The organism is Chryseobacterium hagamense (assembly GCF_007991455.1).
Classification (GTDB): Bacteria; Bacteroidota; Bacteroidia; order Flavobacteriales; family Weeksellaceae; genus Chryseobacterium; species Chryseobacterium hagamense.
Genome location: NZ_BJYJ01000020.1, coordinates 65282 through 87683 on the forward strand (window position 1 = coordinate 65282; position 22402 = coordinate 87683).

At 42.7% G+C, this 22402-nt stretch carries 19 protein-coding genes, 1 pseudogene and 1 riboswitch; of the genes and pseudogenes, 13 read left to right on the top strand and 7 right to left on the bottom strand.

Annotated elements, in window-relative coordinates; translation table 11 throughout:
- Window positions 1-11 precede the first annotated feature (11 nt).
- The 3 genes from CHA01nite_RS15225 to CHA01nite_RS15235 all read left to right on the top strand — a co-directional run bounded on the left by CHA01nite_RS15225 (window position 12) and on the right by CHA01nite_RS15235 (window position 4952).
- Complete coding sequence (locus CHA01nite_RS15225; RefSeq protein ID WP_146942878.1) at window positions 12-1433, top strand: CCA tRNA nucleotidyltransferase; 1422 nt, start codon at window positions 12-14, stop codon at window positions 1431-1433.
- 176 nt (window positions 1434-1609) lie between these two features.
- Complete coding sequence (locus CHA01nite_RS15230; protein ID WP_146942880.1) at window positions 1610-2653, top strand: hypothetical protein; 1044 nt, start codon at window positions 1610-1612, stop codon at window positions 2651-2653.
- Window positions 2613-4952, top strand: a complete 2340-nt coding sequence (locus CHA01nite_RS15235; protein ID WP_146942882.1) for a hypothetical protein — start codon at window positions 2613-2615, stop codon at window positions 4950-4952. Before CHA01nite_RS15230 ends, CHA01nite_RS15235 begins: the two co-directional genes overlap by 41 nt.
- Window positions 4953-5044: 92 nt before the next feature.
- Here CHA01nite_RS15235 and CHA01nite_RS15240 read toward each other — a convergent pair whose 3' ends face one another.
- The 3 genes from CHA01nite_RS15240 to cdd all read right to left on the bottom strand — a co-directional run bounded on the left by CHA01nite_RS15240 (window position 5045) and on the right by cdd (window position 9315).
- Window positions 5045-6121, bottom strand: a complete 1077-nt coding sequence (locus CHA01nite_RS15240; protein ID WP_146942884.1) for a YncE family protein — start codon at window positions 6119-6121, stop codon at window positions 5045-5047.
- 10 nt (window positions 6122-6131) lie between these two features.
- The gene (locus tag CHA01nite_RS15245; RefSeq protein ID WP_146942886.1) at window positions 6132-7961 is read right to left on the bottom strand and encodes a TonB-dependent receptor plug domain-containing protein; all 1830 of its coding nucleotides are present in this window, start codon (window positions 7959-7961) and stop codon (window positions 6132-6134) included.
- Window positions 7962-7992: 31 nt separating this feature from the next.
- Window positions 7993-8168: riboswitch (cobalamin riboswitch) on the bottom strand.
- A gap of 664 nt (window positions 8169-8832) precedes the next feature.
- Entirely contained in the window at window positions 8833-9315 is a 483-nt protein-coding gene (gene cdd / locus CHA01nite_RS15250) for a cytidine deaminase (protein ID WP_146942888.1), read from the bottom strand.
- Window positions 9316-9418: 103 nt separating this feature from the next.
- On the opposite strand from cdd, the gene namA reads away from it, so the two are divergent.
- The 3 genes from namA to CHA01nite_RS15265 are packed head-to-tail and all read left to right on the top strand — an operon-like array spanning window position 9419 to window position 11147.
- On the top strand, window positions 9419-10471 hold the full coding sequence (gene namA, locus CHA01nite_RS15255; protein ID WP_146942891.1) for an NADPH dehydrogenase NamA: 1053 nt from the start codon (window positions 9419-9421) through the stop codon (window positions 10469-10471).
- A 30-nt stretch (window positions 10472-10501) separates the two neighbouring features.
- Window positions 10502-10798, top strand: coding sequence for a DUF2752 domain-containing protein (locus CHA01nite_RS15260; RefSeq protein ID WP_146942893.1), 297 nt, complete (start codon window positions 10502-10504; stop codon window positions 10796-10798).
- A 16-nt stretch (window positions 10799-10814) separates the two neighbouring features.
- Window positions 10815-11147 (top strand): CCC motif membrane protein, encoded by a 333-nt coding sequence (locus tag CHA01nite_RS15265; protein WP_146942895.1) that lies wholly within the window; start codon window positions 10815-10817, stop codon window positions 11145-11147.
- Window positions 11148-11729: 582 nt separating this feature from the next.
- On the opposite strand, the gene CHA01nite_RS15270 is transcribed toward CHA01nite_RS15265, so the two are convergent.
- From CHA01nite_RS15270 to CHA01nite_RS15280, 3 genes are all read right to left on the bottom strand, one after another.
- Window positions 11730-13271: an endonuclease gene (locus CHA01nite_RS15270; protein ID WP_146942897.1), complete on the bottom strand. Its 1542-nt coding sequence runs from the start codon at window positions 13269-13271 to the stop codon at window positions 11730-11732.
- 621 nt (window positions 13272-13892) lie between these two features.
- The gene (locus tag CHA01nite_RS15275; protein ID WP_146942899.1) at window positions 13893-14423 is read right to left on the bottom strand and encodes a DUF4136 domain-containing protein; all 531 of its coding nucleotides are present in this window, start codon (window positions 14421-14423) and stop codon (window positions 13893-13895) included.
- Between the two features lies 1 nt (window position 14424).
- A complete protein-coding gene (locus tag CHA01nite_RS15280) occupies window positions 14425-14607 on the bottom strand; it encodes a C1orf53 family protein (RefSeq protein WP_029294953.1) in 183 nt (60 codons plus the stop codon).
- A 40-nt stretch (window positions 14608-14647) separates the two neighbouring features.
- Here CHA01nite_RS15280 and CHA01nite_RS15285 point away from each other — a divergent pair, with 40 nt between their 5' ends.
- Window positions 14648-14974 (top strand): hypothetical protein, encoded by a 327-nt coding sequence (locus CHA01nite_RS15285; RefSeq protein ID WP_146942901.1) that lies wholly within the window; start codon window positions 14648-14650, stop codon window positions 14972-14974.
- A 439-nt stretch (window positions 14975-15413) separates the two neighbouring features.
- On the opposite strand, the gene CHA01nite_RS15290 is transcribed toward CHA01nite_RS15285, so the two are convergent.
- Window positions 15414-16022 (bottom strand): hypothetical protein, encoded by a 609-nt coding sequence (locus tag CHA01nite_RS15290; RefSeq protein WP_146942902.1) that lies wholly within the window; start codon window positions 16020-16022, stop codon window positions 15414-15416.
- A gap of 73 nt (window positions 16023-16095) precedes the next feature.
- Here CHA01nite_RS15290 and CHA01nite_RS15295 point away from each other — a divergent pair, with 73 nt between their 5' ends.
- From CHA01nite_RS15295 to CHA01nite_RS15320, 6 genes and pseudogenes are all read left to right on the top strand, one after another.
- A complete protein-coding gene (locus tag CHA01nite_RS15295; RefSeq protein ID WP_146942904.1) occupies window positions 16096-16998 on the top strand; it encodes a 1-aminocyclopropane-1-carboxylate deaminase/D-cysteine desulfhydrase in 903 nt (300 codons plus the stop codon).
- A 66-nt stretch (window positions 16999-17064) separates the two neighbouring features.
- A complete protein-coding gene (locus CHA01nite_RS15300; protein ID WP_146942906.1) occupies window positions 17065-18123 on the top strand; it encodes a glucosaminidase domain-containing protein in 1059 nt (352 codons plus the stop codon).
- Window positions 18124-18208: 85 nt separating this feature from the next.
- On the top strand, window positions 18209-19150 hold the full coding sequence (locus tag CHA01nite_RS15305; protein ID WP_146942908.1) for a hypothetical protein: 942 nt from the start codon (window positions 18209-18211) through the stop codon (window positions 19148-19150).
- 20 nt (window positions 19151-19170) lie between these two features.
- Window positions 19171-20454 carry a glutamate-1-semialdehyde 2,1-aminomutase gene (gene hemL, locus CHA01nite_RS15310; protein ID WP_146942910.1) on the top strand — a complete coding sequence of 428 codons (1284 nt, stop codon included), beginning with the start codon at window positions 19171-19173 and terminating at the stop codon, window positions 20452-20454.
- Window positions 20455-20690: 236 nt separating this feature from the next.
- Window positions 20691-20981, top strand: a complete 291-nt coding sequence (locus CHA01nite_RS15315; protein ID WP_146942912.1) for a hypothetical protein — start codon at window positions 20691-20693, stop codon at window positions 20979-20981.
- Between the two features lie 814 nt (window positions 20982-21795).
- A pseudogene (locus CHA01nite_RS15320) lies at window positions 21796-22402 on the top strand (T9SS type A sorting domain-containing protein); the annotation flags it as partial.

Genomic DNA, 22402 nt, shown 5'->3' on the forward strand with positions numbered 1-22402 from the left:
AACCTGAAAAAATGTTCATTAATTTAAATCAGAATAAAAACCTGAAACTTTTCAAAATCATTTCCGAGGTCGCGGCCCGGAACAACCAGTCGGTATATATTGTCGGCGGCTATGTGCGGGATCTGATGATGAAGAGAAAAGCATCCACGGATATTGATTTTGTGACCGAACAGAGCGGTATTGAGCTGGCGCAGCATGTCGGGCAGGAAATCGATCCCAAAATGAAGGTTTCTGTTTTCAAAACCTACGGTACCGCCATGATCCGGTATAAAGACCTGGAGCTGGAATTTGTAGGCGCCCGTAAAGAAAGCTACACCGAAGACAGCCGGAAGCCGGAAGTGGAAGGCGGAACCATTGAAGACGACCAAAAAAGAAGGGATTTTACCGTCAATGCCATGGCCATCTCCCTGAATAAAGAGAATTTCGGCGAGCTGATTGACCCGTTCAATGGTGTGGATGATCTGGAAAAAAGAATTTTAAGAACGCCTTTGGAACCGGCACAGACCTATTCCGATGATCCGTTGCGGATGATGCGGGCGGTACGTTTTGCATCGACCCTGCAGTTTCAGATTGAAGAAAAGTCTCTGAAAGCGATCAGCCGGGAAGCGGAACGGATTAAAATTGTTTCGAGGGAAAGGATCATGGTGGAATTCAATAAGATCATGCTTTCGGAAAAACCATCGATCGGATTGAGATTAATGGAAGAGACCGGACTGATGAAGCTTATCATTCCCGAACTGATTGACCTGAAAGGAGTGGAAGAGGTGGAAGGACAGACGCATAAAGACAATTTTTACCATACCCTCGAAGTGGTGGATAACATTTCTGAAAATACGGACAACCTTTGGCTGCGGTGGTCGGCCTTATTGCACGACATCGGAAAAGCGCCGACGAAGAAATTCATGGAAGGAACGGGCTGGACTTTTCACGGACATGAGTTCCTGGGTTCAAAAATGGTCAGGACGCTGTTTCAGCGGCTAAAACTACCGTTGGGCCCGGATATGAAATACGTGCAGAAAATGGTTAAGCTTTCTTCCCGTCCAATTGCCCTGGTTACCGATGATGCTTCGGATTCGGCACTGAGGAGGCTGCTTTTTGATGCAGGAGAAGACCTGGAAGACCTGTTTACCCTTTGCAAAGCCGATATCACGACAAAAAATTCGCGGAAACAGGAAAAGTTCAAGAAGAATTTCGAGTATGTGGCCGTGAAGATCAAAGAGGTAGAAGAGAAGGACCAGGTGCGGAATTTCCAGCCGCCGATTTCCGGAGAAGAAATCATGGCGATGTTCAACCTGAAGCCCGGCCGTGAAATCGGGATCCTCAAAGAAAAAGTAAAAGAAGCGATTCTGGAAGGCGAAATCGGAAATGATAGTGAAGAAGCAAAAAGATTCGTTATTGCCGAAGCGGAAAAGCTGGGACTGGCATTGGTTTAAAAGATGATTTTTAATAAATTTTGGAGCAACGGATTTTTATCTGTTGCTTTTTTTATGAAAAATAGTCAACCACAAAAAGTTCAATGTATTTTTATAAAATGATGAACGAACGTAAATTTTGTTATTACATTTGCGGAAATATACGATTGAATTTATTTGATGTTAAAATTTCATTGATGAAAAAAATAAGTCCGTTCCTGCTGTTTCTTTTTATTGCTTCATCCTGTGAAAATAAGGTGGAACAGGTACATAATGCCTTTTATTACTGGAAAACAGATAGTTCTCCGTCAGGCTATAATCATGAAAAAAATATTCTGACCGATCAACATATAAAAAAACTATACGTAAAATTTTTTGAGGTCGATTACAGTGATGCAATGGGAAATTATCCGGTTTCCAAAACTGCTTTTTCCCTGAATTCTTATTGTGATGAAAATATTTCGACTCCTTATGAGGTGATTCCAACCGTTTATATCAGGAATATCGTTTTTCAGAAGAGCAGTGAAAACGAACTCGATCAGTTGGCGGATAATGTGAATTTTCTCATTAATAAATACACCAATGAAAAACTGGATTCTTTAAAAGTTTCTGAAATACAGATTGATTGTGACTGGACAGCTTCCACAAGAAAAAATTACTTTTATTTTCTGAAAAAGTTAAAACCCGTTTCCCAAAAAGAAATTTCAGTAACCTTAAGATTATATCCTTTTAAGTATCCGGATAAAATGGGTGTCCCGCCGGTCGATAAAGTAACTTTAATGTGCTACAATCTGATTAATCCGCTTACTGATCCGTCGAAAAATTCAATACTCGATCTCAAAGAATTGCAGAGCTATCTGGTTCCGGGCAAAAAATATCCGCTGCACCTGGATGTTGCCCTGCCGGTCTATTCCTGGATGCAGGTGTACCAGAATAATAAATTTACAGGAATCCTGTATGATGTCAATACCATTAAGCCCTATCTCAAGAAAATAAAGCCTCTCTGGTATGAGGTCCGGAAAGATACGGTGATTGATTATAAAACCTATCTTAGGGTAGGAGATAAAGTAAAGTATGAAGAAATCACAGCAGATAAGATCTATCAGGCGATTGCCCTGATCAAAAAAAATGTGAAACTGGATAAGGAAATTACCGTAACGCTGTTTCATCTGGACGAAAATCAACTTGAAAATTACACCGATGAGGAAATTAATCATTTTTACAGCAATTTTACTCAATAGTTTTTTTTCTGCCTGTGGCTTTTATCCTTACGGAGAAGACATCCGTTTCCAGTTTCTGAATCCGGATCATTTTCCTTTTCAGGCATATGCATCGTTTTACTATTCTTCATTAAGCTTTGAACAAAGTCCCGAAACGATAAATTCTAATCGGGACAATGAAAAATTATGGAAAGAGTATTGTAATAATAAGATCGCGATCGAGGATGTTTCAACCGTTCTGGAAAGCTACACTTTTTCCGATATCCGGGAAGATTCTCCGAATCCGTTTCTTCATTATTTATATTCAAAAAAGGATGTTGAGGCTATTACTTATCTGAAATTTGCCAAAAATTGTGAGTATTTCAATACCTGGCAGGATGATCCATGGGAAAGAAATGAGAAAACATCGATCACTAAAAGAAATAGCCTGCTCAATAAAGCAATTGTTCTTGCTACAAGGAAAAGCAACCCTTATTTTAAAAAAAGATATGCTTTTCTGGCGCTACGTCTGGCCTTCTATAATCACAATCTGAAAACCATTGATACATTGTACGACCGGTATTTCACGATCTCAGGTACAAATGATGTTATTGATGTCTGGGCCTTGTATTTTAAAGCAATTTCCGAAAAAGACCCGGTTCTTCAAAATCTGTATTTTGCAAAAGTTTTCGCTGCCAGTCCCGAAAAGCGTTTTGTATCATGGCAAAATTTTTCATCAAAAATTCCTGTCGGTAATGTTTTGAAAGCAACTCATAACCGGAAAGAAAAAGCAGAGGTCTTTTTGCTTTACGGACTTTACAATCCCGATAAGAATCTGGACAATATGAGACGGATTTATGCTGAATATCCGGAATCTGACGGATTGAGTTTCTTGTTGTACCGCGAGTTAGGGAAACTTGAAAACTGGATCTTCACACCGTACTATTCTCTTTTCTCGTCTTCATTGGAGGATTACTGGGCAAATAATTATTCTGAAAACAGAAACGTCCTTCAGGTTTTAGAACGGTCTGAAACCGACCGGCACTATGCAGCCAAGGTTTTACGGTTTATTGATTCCGTAGATTTATCAAAAGTAAAAAATCCGGATTTCTGGAAATATGCGAGGGCTGAACTTTTATTCATGACCAAAAATTATACTGAGAGCCTACGTCAGATCAGTGAACTGGAAAGAAGTCTACCGGTTCAGGATCCGATGCGGAACAATGTGGAAATCATAAAGACCCTGGATCTTTTTGCGGGGCAGACTTATGGGAAGGCGGAAATTCCGGAGGTTGCAAAAAGCATTATTATTAAAAACAAAGATTACAAACAGTTTATTTTTGCCTTGGGCAGAGAGCTGGAATACCTCGGCAACAGCGATGATGCTGCCCTTTTATATGCTTCGCTGATCCGGTCAAAAGAAGACTACAGTCAAGTGTACTTTAAATCTTTGAAAAACAACAATAAGACTTTCGGAACTTATTATTATAATTATTTTGATTATCTCGATGCCATTTATTCACCAGGGCAACTGAAAAGTTTTATCAGGACACTTAAAGGACTAAGCAAAAGTACGGATCTGTTTTACAGAAATTTTTATACTGTGAAACCGTCGGAAATTAATAGTCTGTACGACCTTTTGGGAACCAAGTACATCAGGCAGAATAATCTGGCTTCGGCACTGAAGGTATTCAGTAAACTGGGTGAAGATTATTTTGATGCAGAATATTCGCATTGGGAAAAAGGGGGAAAAGATTCTTATTCTTCATCACAAAAAACGTTTGACAAAAATCCTTTTTATCATTTAAAATATACGCCCGATTTTATTCCAGAAAAAGAACATTTTAAAGTCAATAAAATTTCAGTGACCCGGAAGCTGATCGAATACCTTAACAAAGCCAACAATCCGGAAGAAAAAGACCGGGACTATTATTATTTCCTGGTCGCCAACTGCTACTATAACATGTCTCAGTATGGCAATGCCTGGATGATGAAGAGGTATTTCCTGAGTTCTCTGGAAAATTTTTCCATCCGTGAAGATAACCTGGAATTCAATACGGCCGGGCTTGCCAAATACTACTATGGAAAAGCGTTGGAAAATGCCAGAACAGATCAGTTTAAAGCTTTGTGCTTGAGAATGCAGGGAAGGTGTGAAAATTATCATTATGATTTTACAACCGGCTTTGATCCAAACTATGCTTCTCCATCCGAAAATTACGAAAACCGCCGGCTGCAGGCCAATCGATATTATCAGGATCTGAAAAGTAAGTTTCCCCGCCGATACGAAGATATGATCAGCGGCTGCGAATTTTTTAATGCTTATTTCAAGGCTAGAAGATAAAAGAAAAATCCTGCCGGTTCCAAGGAACCGGCAGGAAAAAAACACAAATGATGAAAAAAATTAAGTGGATTTATTCCGAGAAGACCGGAATATTAATTTTTATAGAAACCGTTGGTGGCGATTCCCGTATTGAAAGAGGTTAACAATGAACCGTTGTTGGCATTGTAAACCGATACTTTGCTGTCTGCTGTAAAATCTTTGGCATCCGCAATATAAAGTCTTCCGTCGATTACGTTGAATCCGTAAAGGCTGGTTACTCCCGTTAGCGTAACAAGTGCAGACGTCGGTGCCGTGGCCGCCGTGATATTCATTGAATATACTTTGCTGCTAGCGACGAAATAGAATTTATCGGAATCGATTTTCAGTTTATCCGCCTGAGGAATGGTAGTCAGTGTAGTCGTCTGATAAGCTCCCGTAGCGGTATTGATCTTATAGATATAAGACGCAGAGCTGTTGGAAGTAAGCACATAGGCGGATCCGTTGTAAGACACAAGATCCTTGATGATCGCTCCGGTGTTCGGCAGGCTTACGGTAGTGGAAACCGAGTTGCTGGAAGGGTTGATAATCGTAACGGTGTTCCCGGTCGGATGGCTGGCGTAAGGAGGGGTGGAATCATAGTAAGCTCCATCGGTCTGTACCACGATATTTCCTCCGGCTTCTACCACTTTTTCTGCATAACGGTCGAAATTGATGCTTTTTACAAACGTATTGTCGCCTGAATTGTACACGTTGATTTTCTTTACCGATCCGAAATTGTTGTTGGTTACATAGTATTGGTTTCCGGAAAAGGCAAGGTATCTCGGGTTATCAAGATTTGCCGTAACGGTCGCCTGCTTTTTGAATGTCTGTCTATTGACAATTTCAATTTTATTAGGGGTATTCATTACCAGGTAAGCGTTGTCCCCTTTGAAACCGATGGTCTGAAGAACATTTCCTAAAATTTCTTTGTTGTTGTTGGCTCCGTAGATCCCGTTCTGTAAAAGCGTAAGATCGTTGGTTAAATAAGAAACCTCAGAAGTCGGTGTAGTAAACCCTCCTTCATTGGCTATGATAATACCGTTGGTATAATCTGTCTTCGGTGTTTCCATCACAAATTCGTCATCGCTACAGGCAATGTTGAACAGCAGGGCCGAAGCAAACGCAAGAGATAAAATTTTTCTGATTTTCATTTATTTTTATTTAAAAATTAATATTCAAATAGACGCTGTAATTTCTTTTAGGCAGCGGATAATAAGCCATGGTCTCGTAGATTTCATTGAAAATATTATTTACCTTACCGCCGATCGTATAGTTTTTCAGGAAAGTTCCCGAAATTCCGGTATTCATTACAAAGTAGGGCTGAATGGCTTCGCTTCTTTTTTCTTCGCTGTCGGTATACGTCAGCCCGTTGAACGTGCCCTGGACATAGACTTTCAGGAAAGAATACCGGTAATCGATGTTGCCGAAAAACTTATGGAGCGGAACGTACCGCATCTGTTTATCCGTTTCGAGATTGACGGATTTTGTATAGGAATAGCCAAGATTCGCCCGGAGCAGATGCCGGCCGTATTTTTTTTCATATTCAAGCTGGGATTCAAGGCCGTAGGACCGTACCTTAGAAGTATTGACCGGTGAATAATAGCCCATACTGCTCGGCAGCCAGGTGATCATATCTTTAGTCCGGATGTAGTAAGGCGTCAGCATCAGTTTTACGCCGGCAATCGTAAACTGGTTTTTCATGTCAAACTGATAAGCCGCTTCAGGTTTAAGACCGATATTGCCACCGGGCTGCCAGTACAGGTCATTGTAAGAAGGGTACCTGAAGTTTTTCGCTGCATTCAGGTTAAGGTTATACCATGTCGCCACATTCCAGTTTCCTGAAAAGGAAAGAAGGATTGGGGTACGGTATCCTTCAACAAAATCCTTTTTGATCCCTGCTTCAAAGCGTAGGTCTCCGGTAGCAAAATACCGCAGCAATCCGGCCAGGGAACCTACATCGCGGCTGACATTTTTAATACCGCTCATATAGCCTTCCCCTTTATTCACCTGGAATTCCCCGATGATATTGAGGTTCCATTTCGGATTCAGGAAATAGTTGAAATCATTTTTCAGGATATAATTTTTCCCCGTTCCGCCGCTGCTTTTGGGATGGCTGATGTTGTCGAAATACTGGAAGTTTTCTTCCGTATAAGCGGCGCGGAAGACGTTATTTAACTTAGAGGTATTCCAGTCCCAGACCAGGAGGCTCCTCACATTCTGGGTTTCGTATTTGGTTTTGGTCTGGCTGTCGAAAAATACGGGAAAGTGCTGGGTTCCGTTGAAAAATTCGGAAATCCACGATACCTGATGGTGCGGCGTAATTTTATAGGCGGCTGCAAAATTAAGGTTCGTATTGGCGTATTCCCCGTTCCGGTTGATGTAATTCCTCGATTCTTCCACCGCATAATCATTTTCGCTTACCGAGTAATTTCCGGAAAGTTTAAAGCTGAATTTCCTGTCGGAAAAGGATGCTTTTACCAGATTATTGTAGGTGCCGAAAGAGGCGGCCTCAGAAAACAAGGATGCCTGCAGGCCTTTATTGAATGCAAGGCTGTTGTTGAGGTGTACCGTTCCCCCGATGGCTCCGCTTCCGTAGACCACCCCGACACTGCCGGACTTTACCTCAAGCCGGTCGTATCCCAGAGCCGGAATGTTATTCACATCCGCCTGTCCCAGAAACTGGGAATTGATGTTGATGCCGTTCCAGACAAAAGCGGTCTGCTGAGCGGTCATCCCCCGGAAAGAAGGCGACGACACGGCGCCCCGCCCGTTTTCTTTAATGTAAACCTGGGATTGGAAACGTAAGAGTTCGGAAAGATTGGTTGAATTTTTTTGCATGTCTTCCGGACGGAGGGTGTTCACTTTATGGAAAAGTTTCACCTTGCTCATCTGGTTATCGAAAACATAAACGGTATCGATTGCTGTTTCCTGTCCGAAAAGAAAACAACCGTAAGACGAAAAAAGCAGTACCAGCGATTTTTTTATATCCATTTCCTTTTTGCCTTTCCTCCGAAAGCAATTGTTTTAAAATTAGATTCTGGCAGGTCTCCTGACTTTCGCTTTCTACACCTTCCCGTTTGCACAGTGGTTGAACGTAGAAATCTTCTATGCGATTTACAGTTGCGGGGACAGTCCGGGATTTTCACCCGATTCCCTTTTCATTCCAAAGGATTGGAAACCAAAATTTTTGCAAAGATAAACTTATTCGGTGGAAAACCAAAACCCAAAAATACCATAAGAAAAGATGGGGTATGGGTACTGCAAAAATCTGCAGACAGGAATACTCAGTAGAGTAGACCGATGTATGAAAATCAGATCAAACCGTCCTTTTACATCGTCACATCCTCAAACTCTCACACCCTCAGACTCTCAAACTCTCACACGCACATATTCCGAACGCACAACCCTTTAAAATATCAGGAGCTTATTCCCGCTATCCGCTGTATCTTTTGGGTCACGGCCTCCGCGTTGCTCCACCCGCAACCCAAAAGGATGCCGCTTCTATCGGGGCTAAAAAATCAAGACAGTGGCTTCAGGAGCTTCGGTTGCTTTCAGTACATTTGGCTTTCATGAGTAAAAATAAAAATAGACAACCTGTGAACATCATACACAACCATTCTCCTCTGACGAAAGAAGTAGAAAAGTTTTGAAATAAGATTAAACGGAGATGATTAAAAAAAGAAAAGTAAGTAAAACTCCCGAATGCCCCCTTAAAATATATGTCTTCTATCGGACAAAAATAAACACAAACCCTTGTCGGAAACACGCACACATATTCCCCTCCGGCCGGAGGGGGGATAAATTTTCAAAGAAAATGTAGACGGGGTGGTTTAAAAAGTAAGCAGGAAATCAAAGTGAAAAACTACAGAAAAGTAGCATCGAAATAAAACGGCAGCAGATCCTTGATCGCATGCACTTTTACCACTTCCTCATTCATGCTCGAAAAATAAAGACCGATGTTCTCCTGCTGTTTGGTTTCATATTCCATCAGGCTTTGCCGGCACGCTCCGCAGGGTGGAATCGGCGGGTTTTTCTCATGGAATTCCCTCGGGCCGCCCACCACAAAGATCTTTTCAATCTTCGCCTCCGGAAAATTGGCGGCAATCCAGAACAGGGCCGTTCTTTCCGCACAGAGCCCGGAAGGATAAGCGGCATTTTCCTGGTTGTTTCCCGAATAGATTTCCCCGTTTTCAAGCAGGACGGAACAGCCCACCAGAAAATTGGAGTAGGGAGCGTAAGCCTTTTCACGTGCTTCCTTCGCTTTTTCGAACAGTTTTTTTTCTATATCGTTCAGCTCACTGCTGTTCCTAAAATACTCGTAACGGATCTGAGTTTCTTTTTTCATATATTGTGGATTAAAAAAAGGGGGATAAAAGTACTTCTTTTTCGTGAGGTGGGCAATATAGGCCTGTTCTTTGCAGCTTTCAATTTTTTAAAACCAAATTAAAATGTTATATACTCCGATTAAATTCAGAAATGTTGAGCTGAAAAACCGTTGGGTGATGTCCCCCATGTGTATGTATTCATGCGAAAACGGACTGGCCAATGACTTTCATTTTGTGCATTACGGCAGCCGTGCCCAGGGCGGAACGGGTTTAATTATCATAGAGGCCACCGGCGTGGAACCCCGCGGGAGGATTACCAACCACTGTATGGGCATCTGGAACGATGAGCAGGCGGAGAAACTCCAGAAAATCGTTGAATTCGTCCATCAGCATTCGGAAAGTAAGATCGGGATCCAGCTGGCGCATGCCGGAAGGAAGGGTTCTACCTGGAACAATGTCCAGATCCCGGTAGAGGAAGGCTGGGAGACCATCGCGCCGAGCTCTATTCCGTATCACCCGAAAGAAAGGATTCCGCATGCTTTAACCACGGAAGAAATAAAGGAGCAGGTACAGCATTTCAAGCTGGCGGCAAGAAGGGCGGCAGCGGCCGGTTTCGATGTTATTGAAATCCATGCGGCGCACGGTTATCTCCTGCACCAGTTTTTATCACCGCTGTCCAATATCCGGACCGACGAATACGGCGGAAGCTTTGAAAACAGGATCCGGTTCCTGCTGGAAGTCGTGGATGCGGTAAACGAAGAACTGGATGAAAACATCGCCCTGTTTGTAAGGATTTCCGGAACCGAATATGCAGAGGCTGGCTGGGATGTAGACGACAGCGTTGAATTATCCAAAATCCTGAAAAAGCACAAAGTAGATCTGGTAGACGTTTCCAGCGGAGGAAATATCCACGGTGCCAAGATTCCGGTGCATGACGGTTATCAGGTTCCGTTTGCTTCAAAAGTACGTCATGAAGCGGAAGCTGAGACCGGAGCAGTCGGACTGATTACCACAACGGAACAGGCGGAAGAGATCCTTCAGAAAGGAGAAGCGGATCTGATTTTTATTGCCAGGGAAATTTTAAGGAATCCCTATAAAGCGGTTCACGGATCTTTCGAAATGAAAGAGGACTGTTTTTTCCCGCACCAGTATGAAAGGGCTAAAATTTCTGGTTAATTTTATATATTTGGGAAACAAATTATCTGAATGAGAATAGAAGACTTCATGCTGCCTTGCCCGATTAAAAAGTATTTCGGAATAGAATGCTTTGGCTGCGGGACACAGCGGGCTGTGGTCATGGTGTTCGAAGGAAGATTTACGGAAGCGTTCCATATGTTTCCGGCAGTGTATACCGTAATGCTGTTCTTTGCCACCGTTGTTCTCAATTTTGTAGACCGGAAGAGGAATTACAGCAATATATTGGTTTTTTTAGCCATATTTAATGCAATTGTTATGGTTATTTCCTATTTTTATAAACACTTATTTATACACACATTAAACTAAATCAAAATTATAAACTATGGATCAACAAAAATTACCCAACGCAACGGCCGTCTTAATCTTAGGAATCGTATCGATTGTAGGATGCTGCTGCTACGGGCTTCCCGGGCTTATTGCGGGAATTATCGCACTTGTCCTGGCTAAAAAAGACGGGGAACTGTACAGAAAGAACCCGGCACTGTATTCCAATTACAGCCAGCTGAATGCCGGTAAGATTATGGCAATTATCGGGATCGTCCTCAGCGTATTGTACGTTATTTACGTCATCGTAATGCTTTCAACTGTCGGATGGGAGGCGATGAAAGACCCTCAGCTGATGCAGGAAAGAATGAGAGACCTGATGGGTCAGTAATTTCCGTATCAGAAATAAAAGAAAGCCTTCTCCGGACCGGGAAGGCTTTTTCATGTAAAGAAATTTCAAGATGCAAAAGATTTAGCGGTAAGCTTAAACCTTTGTCCTCCGGCTTCCATCATCCGGTATCTTGCTTTTTACTTTAACGTGAATTCGGTCATATCAATATAGTATTCAGGTATTTACTTAATTAAAAATAAATTAAGGCTAGTTTATTCAGGATTAAATAAGAATTTCCTCTGACAGAATTACAAAATTTTTGGTTCGATTATCAGGACCTGCAGACCTGTTTTTGAGAGGAGAGACTTCCGGCATCCGGCTTCCTTCTTCCAGCCTGTTAACTCAGGTTCTTTCTGCTTTAACGTGAATTCGGTCATATCAAAATGATATTCAGGTATTTAATTAATTAAAAAATAAATTAAGGCTAGTTTATTCAGGATTAACTGAGAACTTCCTCTGACAGAATTACAAAATGTTTGTTTCGATGATCAAGACCTGCAGACCTATTTTTGACAGGAGAGACTTCGGGTATCCAGCTTCCCTCTTCCAGCCTTTTAACTCAGGTTCTTTCTCGAGTTCACGTTACTTCACAATAAATTTAAGCATCGCCTTATCAAGCTTCAGAAGATAAACTCCCTGTCCTAGGTTTTTAATCCTGATGGAATTCCTGCTGTTTTTAAAAGGCTGATCGATGGTCTGTACAACATTACCCTGAAGGTTGTAAATTTCCGCTTTTTTAATATTCTGCGTTTCCCCTTTTACGAAAATGTCATTGCCTGAAACCGGATTATTGGAAATCTGTAATAGATTCTGATCCGGATCTGCCGCCGTATAAACATTCTGAACCTGTCGTGAAGTGCCGGAATAGCACGTCCAGCTCAGGTTATCAATGGCTACCCGGTCGCTGGACGAATTATTTTCCAGGCTGATGACTACGTTTCCTGAAACATTGATGTTATTAAGGGTAGTGGTCGTGGCATTGGAATGGTAAGGAAGAGTTCCTACGGTAGTTCCATTGACTTTTACATTAAATGTCCCGTCCGATCCTGTAAATTTCAGCTGGGTGGTTACGGTGAGTGATCCGATTCCATTGGCGGAACTGCCCGAGGTTAAGGCGCCGTCTCTGATGGTAATGGCTTTTGAAGAAACAGTCTGGTCGGTCCGTGCGTCGGTAGCGGTCCACGAAATACCGTTATTGGTCCAGGTTCTGGTAAGGTAGGACGCTGCTGAACTTGCGGTTGGAATGTTTTCAAACGTTTCGCTGGCACAGCCCGTTGTGCCGGGCGTAGGTGTTGTACCGGTACCTGAAGGAGATCCTGAGCCCCAGATCTGGTTCACGTAATCCGGGTTGTCGATAAAAGGATTCCGGTTGCCCTGGAAAGAGTAGGAGGCATTGTTGCGGTTGATTTCTGCCTGTGAAACGGGATCCTGGTTGTGCCAGGCCAGCAGGACATTCAGTTCCCACGTCTGTAATCCCGGGAAAGCAGAACTTCCCAGCATATTGCCGGAGGAAAACGTAGAAAGCTTGCTTTGGTACCGTGTCACAAAATAAAAGATCATCCGGGCCACGTCACCTTTAAATTCATCAATCGGCTCGAATACCGTTCCGGAATATCCCGAAGATGCGGAAGTTCCCAGTTTGGAACCGTTTCTGGAAGTGAAGCTCGCCGTTCCCACTTTCCCGAAGGGATAGTTGGACCGCATGCCGTTTACCTTGCCATCGGTCGCCCGGATAAAGTGAATATCCGAAACCATCGGGGACGCTTCACTGAACAAGCTCTGCGGAACCAGATGCTCCCGGTTGTAGCAGTTGCCTTCTGTTGAATAGGTTCCGCACTGGTTGGTTCCCGGTGTAAATTTATACGGATCGGTTCCTGACGGTTTTTCGGAATAAATATCCAGGATCGATCCGTCGTTCTCGTAGTTTTTGTCGATGTCCGTTGTTTTATAGCCGGTCCAGAGCCCGTTATAGCCTTTGTCCTGATGGCCGTTGGTAATGATGCTGCTCAGTGCTGTTTTCAGGGAAGCTCCCGAAAGGCCGCCGGCCGAACTGTAGTAGCCGGAAGGGGCCTGCGCAGTGGCCGTTCCCGAAGCCAATAGAAGAAGAAACAGTGAATTTTTCATATCAATATTTTAAAAAGTAAGATTACTATAAATCTATCAATAAAAAATTACGGAATTGTTAATTTTATTAGTCAGAGAATACTAATTAAATTAAAATAAAGGGACTTTGACAGTGTTTACCTGATTTTCAATGATGATTATTTAACATCAATCCTGTGTTTATTTCATGTTAAAATAGCTCCAGGGAAACAAGAGATATACCCGGAAATTGGCGGAACCGGTAATAGCGTTTTTTAAAAAGATTAAAGTACAGGGAATTTCAACTATTCAGTAATATAGTATCTCTGAGACCTCTTATCAATGAAATGGCTCTGTAAACCTTGAAAATATTCAGCATTTAAAAAAAATCCCTGTGTTCTTGGTGTTCAAACAACAGATATTTATATGAATTAAGTACTATTTATTTAATTATCAGTTTATTAATAATATATAAGCAAGATTTTCCGATTTCAATGACTTTTTAGCATTGAACTCAGGGTATTTAAATCAGATGGTTATAGCAATTAACGGAAAATAACTTCTATAATCACACTTTCAGCCTTTCAAGCTATTCCTGCGCTAAAACAAAAAAGCCAATACCGCAATGGTATCGACTTTCTATATATCTGATTAGTTGAAATCTTATTTTCCCGGTTGTGGCGGGTAGTTTTTCATAATTTCCATCATGATCTCAGGAATCTGTTTCTGTTTGGCTTTCGGACGGTCCACGGAGATCCCGCTTCCGATTCCTTGCCACACCAGCTTGTTTGATCTGGCATCTACCATGTCAACAATAATGGCTCCTTCGTTGTAATTGCTGGTCCAGGTTCTGTTCATCCCGATGCCCCAGCCGAAAGGTCCTCCCCAGCCCCATGCACCGTAGGGTGAAGTCGTATTGATGTCGGTTACTTTCTTATGATTGGCCTTTACATTGATGATCAGATCCGGATTTTCCCCGGCCTGAAGGCCTTTTGCCTGCAGCTGTCTCGACAGTTCATTCAGGACACGGTCCTTATCAATATCGTTCAGTTTCAGATCATCGATTCTCAGCTTATAGGTTCTGTACGTATTGAAATTGGCCGTACTAGCATAGTCGGATCGTACGTTGAAAGGACTGCAGGACGTTAAACCCAAAGTAGCCGAAGCCAGCAGAATAAAAATATAGCGCTTCATTTTATTTATTTTTTTTATCGTTTTTAATAAATGTATCGGTCTTTTTATCGTATCCGTAAGGACAATGCCTACAGCCACTTTTACAGCAATGTCCTCTCTTTAAATGGAATTTCTCTGTAAAAACCTTATAACCCTGTTCGTTGTAGTAAAAGTCTTCACCTTCTTTGATGTCAAAAAGTGCCATAGGTTAAATCTCTAAGTCAAAAAACTTTATATTTGTTATTATGATAATTATATGCCAAAAGCCTTTAAAAAAATTAAAAATTAATGGCATCGCTCTTTTCCCGTTTATCTTCATCAGGAACCCCGAAGATAAGAAAAATAACGTATTGATTAATCACGAAAAAATCCATCTCAGGCAGCAGATGGAAATGCTGATCGTTTTCTTTTACATTGTCTATGTCATCGAATATTATTACTGGCTGTTTAAACTCAAAAATGCGGACCGGGCTTACCTCAGGATTTCTTTTGAAAGGGAAGCTTATGCCAATGAACGCAACCTGAATTATCTGAATGAAAGGCGGTTCTGGAGTTTCAGGAAATACCTGTAGGGCTCCGGGTTTGACGTTTAAAATCCAAGGTTTAAAGAATTTCCGGAATCATGGTCATTTTAGGAGGAATCTAAACGTGAATTCGGCCGTATTGATATCATATTCAGTCGATTATTTAACTCAAAAATAAAATCAGAATGATTCAGTCGGGATTCTGGATACCACTTATCCTGGCAGAACCAATAAACGGTTCATGCTTCTGACAGGATTTTATCCTACCCTCCACTAAATCGTCCCTTCAGGACTTTAAAACGATATTCATCCGTCTCTGATTGAAAAATAACCAAAACCGGTTATCGGGGATTAAATAAAACTCCTCTGATAAAGTGATAACCTATTCAGTTTGATGATCATGACCTTTGATCCTGGATCTGACAGGAGAAACTTCCGGCATCCGGCACCCCGCTTCCAGCTGCTTAATTTAAAACTTAGAAAAGATTTATTTCTGATCTTCCCATTCTTTATCAAAATCTTTCTGTGTTTTTTCAGGAGCGAAATATTGATCGTGATGTTTTCCGATGTCGTAGGCAATGGCTTTATCGATGAGTAAACTCAGATCCGGTTTTATGCGGTCCGGGGAGCCTTTTCTTTCCTGGCCGTTGGTATAAACTTTTACTGCTTTGCCGTCCTTCATTTCCGCTTTGATCAGGAGACAGGTCTCGATATAGGCGCTGCAGGGGCGGCCTGTATAAATTTCACTGGCCTGGCTTCCGTCGTTAAAGGTAATTTTCAATTCGAGATAATTCCGCGGCCGGGTAGAGGTGACCCCATACCTCGCGTAGCTTTCCACGGACTTTATCGTTTTTAAATAATTAACGGTATTCTGCCCGGCTTCCGGAATATAGCCGGGATACATTGGACTTTGTGTATGGCGGTATATTTCTTTTTCGATCTCGTTGTTCAGCATGCTGACCATTTTGCCGTTCTCCTTGTCGGGAACGTCATTTCCGGTCCGGGCGGGAAAATTGCTTCTGAAAGAAACATAGGCAAAACCTGCACAAAAGGCAAAGGCAATAATGACAATTATGGCAATGGTTATTTTTTTCATGGCAGTCATTTTTAAGTTTAGTTTAACGAATTTAAAAATAATCATTTAAAATAAATTCGGAAATTTGTATCCGATGAAACTCCCCGAAGTACATATTCCCATTGTTGAAATTCCAACAGGAAAAAAGGTAAAGCTCTTTATGAAAAGGGAAGACCTTGTCCATCCTCAGATTTCAGGAAATAAGTACTGGAAGCTCTTTTTTAATGTCAACAACTATCTGGAACAGAAACCCGGGAAACCCTATATTATTACTTTTGGCGGGGCTTTCTCCAATCACATTGCTGCCGTCGCCGCGGTGGGGTATCTTACCGGTATTCCGACGTTGGGGATCATCCGCGGGGAAGAGCTGAAAGATAAATGGCGCGACAATCCTACATTGCTTTTTGCCAGAAGAAACGGCATGAACCTGAAGTTCGTTACCCGGGAAGAGTACCGCCACAAAGAAAAGCTCACCGGTTTTTTGCAGAACGAATTTCCTGATGCCCTGATCGTTCCTGAAGGCGGAACCAATGAAGAGGCCGTAGCAGGGGTGAAAATGATGCTGAATGACGAAACAAAAGATTTTGATTATCTTTGCACTGCCGTCGGAACCGGGGGTACGATTGCCGGGATTTCCAAATATTGTGAAGACCATCAGAAGGTTATAGGATTCAAGGCAGTTAATGATGATTCACTGGAAAAAAAAATCCGGGAACTGACGCCGGGGAATAATTTCAGCCTAATGGATTCAAGCTTTGGAGGTTATGGTAAAATAAAGGATGAAAATATCCGTTTTATCAATGGTTTTAAAGAGAAATACAATATTCCTCTGGAGCCTGTCTATACAGGAAAGATGATGCAGAAGGTATTTGAACTGATGGAAAAGGGCTTTTTTCCTGATCACAGCAGGGTTTTGTGCTTTCATACCGGCGGTTTGCAGGGTATTGAAGGGGCCAATCTGCTTTTGGAGAAACAGAACAGAACATTAATCGTATAAAGTAAATTGGAAGACATGAAACACGAAGTGTTCCATCTTTCATTTTAAAACAATAAAAATTATAAGATGAAAAGACTTTTCACGCTGGTAAGCCTTTTAGTTTTATCAAAATTCTCAGCCCAGACGTGGGCTACCGAAGACCAGTACATCCAGAAATTCGCCAGATATGCGGTGGAAGAAATGGAAAAATATAAGATCCCCGCTTCCATTACGCTGGCACAGGGACTTTTGGAAACCGGAGGCGGACAAAGCCGGCTGGCCCTGGAAGGGAAAAACCATTTCGGGATCAAATGCAAGGAAGACTGGACCGGAAAAACCATGAAGCATACCGATGATGCGCCGAATGAATGCTTCCGGGTTTACGATGACCCGCGGCAGTCTTACGAAGACCACTCGATTTTTTTATCTACAAGGAAATACTACGCCAACCTTTTTAATCTGGATATGAGAGATTATAAGGCCTGGGCGACCGGACTGAAAAAAGCAGGCTATGCCACCAATCCGCGCTATGCATCGATCCTCATCGGTAAAATCGAGCGCTATAAATTGTATGAATTCGATAATACCAGTTCCAAAGAGGTATTGTATGCCGTCCTTAAGATGTATCCCGACCTGAAAAATGATGTGAGCTTCATGGCCCAGATGGAACCTGAGAAATATACCAAAAAGCCAAAAGTACCGGTGACCGTTGAGGTTCCGTACAAGCAGACTTCCTACGCCCAGCAGCAGAAAAGAGTGGAAAGAATCAAGACAAGGGCGGAAATGATGAATACCATTCTTATCAAAAGCCATCCGAACGACGGCCTGAAGTACATTATCATTCCTGAAGATACCAACGTTGAATTCATCGCTAAAAAATTTAAAATCAGCGAAAGCAAGCTGATGAAATGGAACGAGCTGGACAGTGATGTGCTGAAGAAAAATGAAATCGTCTTTCTTGAATCCAAAAATTCCGAAGGAAATACGGCAACCTATAAGGCCGAGCCCGGCGAAGATATGCATGATATCGCCCAGAAATTCGGCATCAAACTGAATAAGCTGTACGCCAAAAACAGGATGGATGAAGGCCAGAAACCGACACCGGGGCAGCTGATCTATCTCATTGATAAGAAACCGAGAAACTAGTATCATACCGGCTGATCTATTTTTCAACCCTTATGAATTGCATGTACGAATGAAATGTTCCAGCATAAAATCCGGGATTTTCTGGATGCTTTTACTGCTCTTTCCTGTAAAAACCGTTTCACAGGAACCGGAAAAGTATATTCCGTTCCGGAAGGGAAACCGTTGGGGATTGTGTGATGCCGGTAAATTGATGGTGGTTCAGCCGCAGTACCAGAGCATCAGCTGGTATGATCCGTCAGTACAAGGGTTTCACGCAGAGCAGAACGGGAAATTCGGAATTATAGACCATCATTCGGTACAGGTGATACCGTTTATTTCAAGCCAGCCGGTTTTTGCTGACGGAACCGATTACGTGGTGTTTGACGGCTTTGGTTATTACCGCTATTCCGGGAAAACAAAGATACGGCTCGGCGAATACGGAAATACGGGAAAATTTCCTGTCCGTGAAGGGTGGATGGAAGACAAAGGGTTTTCAGGGACCCAAACCGCTGAAGAACCCAAACTGACCTGGCGTGATCTTCGTCCGGAAGACCTGGAAATGCTCAGGCCCTATGAGGAGGAAAGAAAATACAAAATTAATTTTAAAGCGGATTACCTTGAAATCCTGTCGGGAAATGCTCCCGTCGGAATCTATATTCCTGAAATCGGAAAACTGTACAGAAGCACACCGGATACCGTATTCGTGGGATGGCAGGTGTTCAATGGGAAACCCTATCTGTTAACAACGGATTCTTCAGGACGGTTCGGTTTGACCGATGAATTTTCCCGCGAGATTTATCCTGTAAAATATGCTTCCATCCTGATGATGGACCATCAGCATCTGATCCAGCTTTCGGAGCCTGATCCTGCTGACCGTAAAAATTTACGCTTTACAACTGTTCTTGGAAACGGGATCGCTTTGAAAGGAAGATTCGAGCCTTTCGGAACCGTTCCGAAAAACGGGCATGCTTTTCAGTTGTACTATACGATGATCGACGGAGCCAGGAATTATGCAGGAGAGGACGGAACCCTCTATTTTGAGGATTAATTAGATATAAAAATTTTAAAATGAGATACGAGAGAAGTTCGGCTTTATTTGATGAAGCCTACCAATACATTCCCGGCGGCGTAAATTCCCCGGTCCGTGCATTCAAATCCGTAGGAGGCGTGCCGGTTTTTATGAAGTCTGCCAAAGGAGCTTACCTTACCGATGCCGATGACAATACCTACATCGATTACATCAATTCCTGGGGGCCGGCGATTCTTGGCCATACCCATCCCGAAGTGCTGGAAGCGCTGAAGAGCCAGGCTGAAAAAGGCTTTTCCTTCGGGGCACCGACGGAACTTGAGACGGAAATCGCAAAATTCATCACCGGAAACGTCCCGAACATCGACCAGATCAGAATGGTTTCTTCAGGTACGGAAGCGTGTATGAGTGCGATCAGGCTGGCCAGAGGCTTTACCGGCAGGGATAAGATTGTAAAATTTGAAGGCTGCTACCATGGCCATTCGGATTCATTCCTGATCAAGGCGGGAAGCGGGGCGGCAACTTTCGGAAATCCGAACTCCCCCGGCGTAACGGCAGGAACCGCAAAAGATACCTTACTGGCCAGATACAACGATATGGAGCAGGTGGAAGATCTGTTCAGACACAATGCGGATGAAATCGCAGCGGTGATCGTAGAACCCGTTGCCGGAAATATGGGCTGCGTCCTCCCTGAAAACGAATTCCTTCAGAAATTAAGAACGGTTTGTGACCAAAACGGTGCATTGCTGATTTTTGATGAGGTAATGACCGGTTTCAGGCTGGCTTTCGGAGGTGCCCAGGAGCTTTATAACGTGAAGGCGGATCTGGTAACTTACGGAAAGGTAATCGGCGGCGGTCTTCCGGTAGGTGCCTTTGCCGGAAGAAACGAAATCATGGATTACCTGGCACCGAAAGGGGCCGTGTACCAGGCGGGAACCCTCAGCGGAAATCCTCTCGCCATGCGGGCCGGACTGAAAACCCTGCAGCTCATCAAAGACGATCCTGAATTTTTCAACCGGCTTGATAAAACCACTGAAACCCTGGATTTCGAGATCGGCAAAATCCTGAATGAAAAAGGGATTGCCCATAAGATCAACCGAAAAGGATCGATGATGTCGGTATTTTTCCATACGAACCGGGTGTCGAATTTTGATGAAGCCCAGGAAGCCAATCATGCGCTGTTCAATAATTTTTTCCACCAGATGCTGCAGAACGGGATCTACCTTCCGCCAAGCGGCTACGAAACCTATTTCATCAGCGATGCGATTCAAGATAAGGAAATCGATATGACACTGGAAGCGGTGAGAAAATTTGAATACTCGTAAGAGGTCAATGGTGAATTTTTGCAGGTTAATGGTTAATGGTTAATGGTGCATTTTCACTTAGTTTAAAATTCACTTGTGAAGCAAAAATGACCATTGACCATTCACCTATCCAATAGAAAAACGCAGTACAAACTGCGTTTTTCTATTGGATACATCATTTAATATGAAATTAATATTCCTGAAATCCTTGAGATTTTTGGATGTCCTATTTTTATGCAGTAAAAAACATTAAGATCATGCATAAAATAATTAAAACGGGGGAGTGGAAATACTCCGGCAATACCTATCTGCCGATCCTGCTGGTGGAGCAGGAGCCAGGGTATCCTTCACCGTTTCATTCAGGTACTTTTCCCTCGGATATCGCTAAAGACCGGACAGTCTATTATCTGCATTTCGGAAAATACCTGATCGATGAAAAAGGCTATGTTTCATCAGACAGCAGCTCGCGTCCCTTTCTGTCGGTACAGGATGCCTTAGGCTATGCAGAACGGAATATTGAGATTCTGAACTGGAATATGGATCAGTAAAAATGACCTGTTCATTCAGTTACTGGACAGAGACATGGAATTAAGGCCATTCGGCCAGGATCCGGACTCCTCCTGATAAAGCTCCACACTTCTGACAGGAGGATTTTATCCTATTCTGTTGTCAGTTCCCCCTTCAGGACTTTAAAACAATATAAAAACGGTTCCGGTTGAAAAATAAAGCCAAGGCTATTGAGCCGGAATTAATCAACACCTCCTCCGATAGAATGACAAGATATTCAGTTTGATGATCAGGACCTTCGATCTTATTTTTGACAGGAGGAACTTCCGGCATCCGGCATTTCTCTTTCAGCCTTCTCATCTGTTTTATGCATTGAGTACACTTTAAATTAATTGCTGTTGACTTATCATGATGACACATCCATTCACAGATTTGCCGGTTCAACCCGCAAAGCATGTTCTTTCAGGTTTTGCTGGTTATTTCTCATCACTTATCTGAAAGATTTCAAGAAAACATATCGGAAGAAAGTCCGTAATGTAGCAGAAAAGGGTCAGTCTTATAAATTTAAAGTGAGCAATTGTTGTAAATTCCAGATTAAAAACAAGTATTTATTGTAATTAATTTATATTTGCAAAGCTAGAGACCGGTCGGCGAAAGTTTTTGGTTTGAATGGGAGGAAGATATGATTTATTTTTCATAAAAATTATAATGCGTCATGTTTTGTCGCCATGCGGCTATAGCTTTGCAGGAGAATGATCAGGATCATATTAAATCGGTGTAATCATCTTTGGACCGTGAAATAAAAACACTACTTTTGCAGCAATTAAAAATTAATAATAATCAATCACTAAGGACATGAAAAAACTCTACATGAGCGCACTTTTCCTGTGCACAGCACTGGGCATGTCTGCCCAGGAAGTGGTCTGGCAGAAAGACATCCGATCATCGACGCAGAATTTCTTAAGCCAGGTTACCACAAGCATTGACGGACAATACCTAATTACAGGCAGTTCCATCCACCCTTCGACAGGCTCAGGGGCCACTCCTTCGACCCCTTCGAGAGCCTCAGGGGCCAAAGTAGGAACCTCAGGAGCTGCCGCTTCGGGAGCCTCAGGGGCTGTACAGCAAAACAACGGTTACGATTTTCACTTGGTTAAATTAAACCAGCAGGGGAAAGAAGTCTGGGAAAAATACTTCTCCGGGAAAAACCACGATTTTTTATCGGCGACCGTCAATACGCAGGAGGGCGGATTTTTAATTGCAGGCACCTCTTACAGCGGAAAAGGCCTTGATAAAAAGGACGAATCCAAAGGTGGCAGCGATTTTTGGTTAGTGCGCATCTCTGAAAACGGGGATGAAATCTGGCAGAAAACCATTGGTACTGCGGCGGATGAAGAAGCCCGGTCGGTGATCCAGACGACGGATCTCGGGTTCTTTGTCGCAGGGAACGTCAGCTTCGGTT

What these genes read in the sequence shown, in the direction of transcription:
- CHA01nite_RS15225 (WP_146942878.1), top strand. Translation starts at nt 12, where the DNA reads ATGTTCATTAATTTAAATCAGAATAAAAACCTGAAACTTTTCAAAATC.
- CHA01nite_RS15230 (WP_146942880.1), top strand. Translation starts at nt 1,610, where the DNA reads ATGAAAAAAATAAGTCCGTTCCTGCTGTTTCTTTTTATTGCTTCATCC.
- CHA01nite_RS15235 (WP_146942882.1), top strand. Translation starts at nt 2,613, where the DNA reads ATGAGGAAATTAATCATTTTTACAGCAATTTTACTCAATAGTTTTTTT.
- CHA01nite_RS15240 (WP_146942884.1), bottom strand. Translation starts at nt 6,121, where the DNA reads ATGAAAATCAGAAAAATTTTATCTCTTGCGTTTGCTTCGGCCCTGCTG.
- CHA01nite_RS15245 (WP_146942886.1), bottom strand. Translation starts at nt 7,961, where the DNA reads ATGGATATAAAAAAATCGCTGGTACTGCTTTTTTCGTCTTACGGTTGT.
- cdd (WP_146942888.1), bottom strand. Translation starts at nt 9,315, where the DNA reads ATGAAAAAAGAAACTCAGATCCGTTACGAGTATTTTAGGAACAGCAGT.
- namA (WP_146942891.1), top strand. Translation starts at nt 9,419, where the DNA reads ATGTTATATACTCCGATTAAATTCAGAAATGTTGAGCTGAAAAACCGT.
- CHA01nite_RS15260 (WP_146942893.1), top strand. Translation starts at nt 10,502, where the DNA reads ATGAGAATAGAAGACTTCATGCTGCCTTGCCCGATTAAAAAGTATTTC.
- CHA01nite_RS15265 (WP_146942895.1), top strand. Translation starts at nt 10,815, where the DNA reads ATGGATCAACAAAAATTACCCAACGCAACGGCCGTCTTAATCTTAGGA.
- CHA01nite_RS15270 (WP_146942897.1), bottom strand. Translation starts at nt 13,271, where the DNA reads ATGAAAAATTCACTGTTTCTTCTTCTATTGGCTTCGGGAACGGCCACT.
- CHA01nite_RS15275 (WP_146942899.1), bottom strand. Translation starts at nt 14,423, where the DNA reads ATGAAGCGCTATATTTTTATTCTGCTGGCTTCGGCTACTTTGGGTTTA.
- CHA01nite_RS15280 (WP_029294953.1), bottom strand. Translation starts at nt 14,607, where the DNA reads ATGGCACTTTTTGACATCAAAGAAGGTGAAGACTTTTACTACAACGAA.
- CHA01nite_RS15285 (WP_146942901.1), top strand. Translation starts at nt 14,648, where the DNA reads ATGATAATTATATGCCAAAAGCCTTTAAAAAAATTAAAAATTAATGGC.
- CHA01nite_RS15290 (WP_146942902.1), bottom strand. Translation starts at nt 16,022, where the DNA reads ATGAAAAAAATAACCATTGCCATAATTGTCATTATTGCCTTTGCCTTT.
- CHA01nite_RS15295 (WP_146942904.1), top strand. Translation starts at nt 16,096, where the DNA reads ATGAAACTCCCCGAAGTACATATTCCCATTGTTGAAATTCCAACAGGA.
- CHA01nite_RS15300 (WP_146942906.1), top strand. Translation starts at nt 17,065, where the DNA reads ATGAAAAGACTTTTCACGCTGGTAAGCCTTTTAGTTTTATCAAAATTC.
- CHA01nite_RS15305 (WP_146942908.1), top strand. Translation starts at nt 18,209, where the DNA reads ATGCTTTTACTGCTCTTTCCTGTAAAAACCGTTTCACAGGAACCGGAA.
- hemL (WP_146942910.1), top strand. Translation starts at nt 19,171, where the DNA reads ATGAGATACGAGAGAAGTTCGGCTTTATTTGATGAAGCCTACCAATAC.
- CHA01nite_RS15315 (WP_146942912.1), top strand. Translation starts at nt 20,691, where the DNA reads ATGCATAAAATAATTAAAACGGGGGAGTGGAAATACTCCGGCAATACC.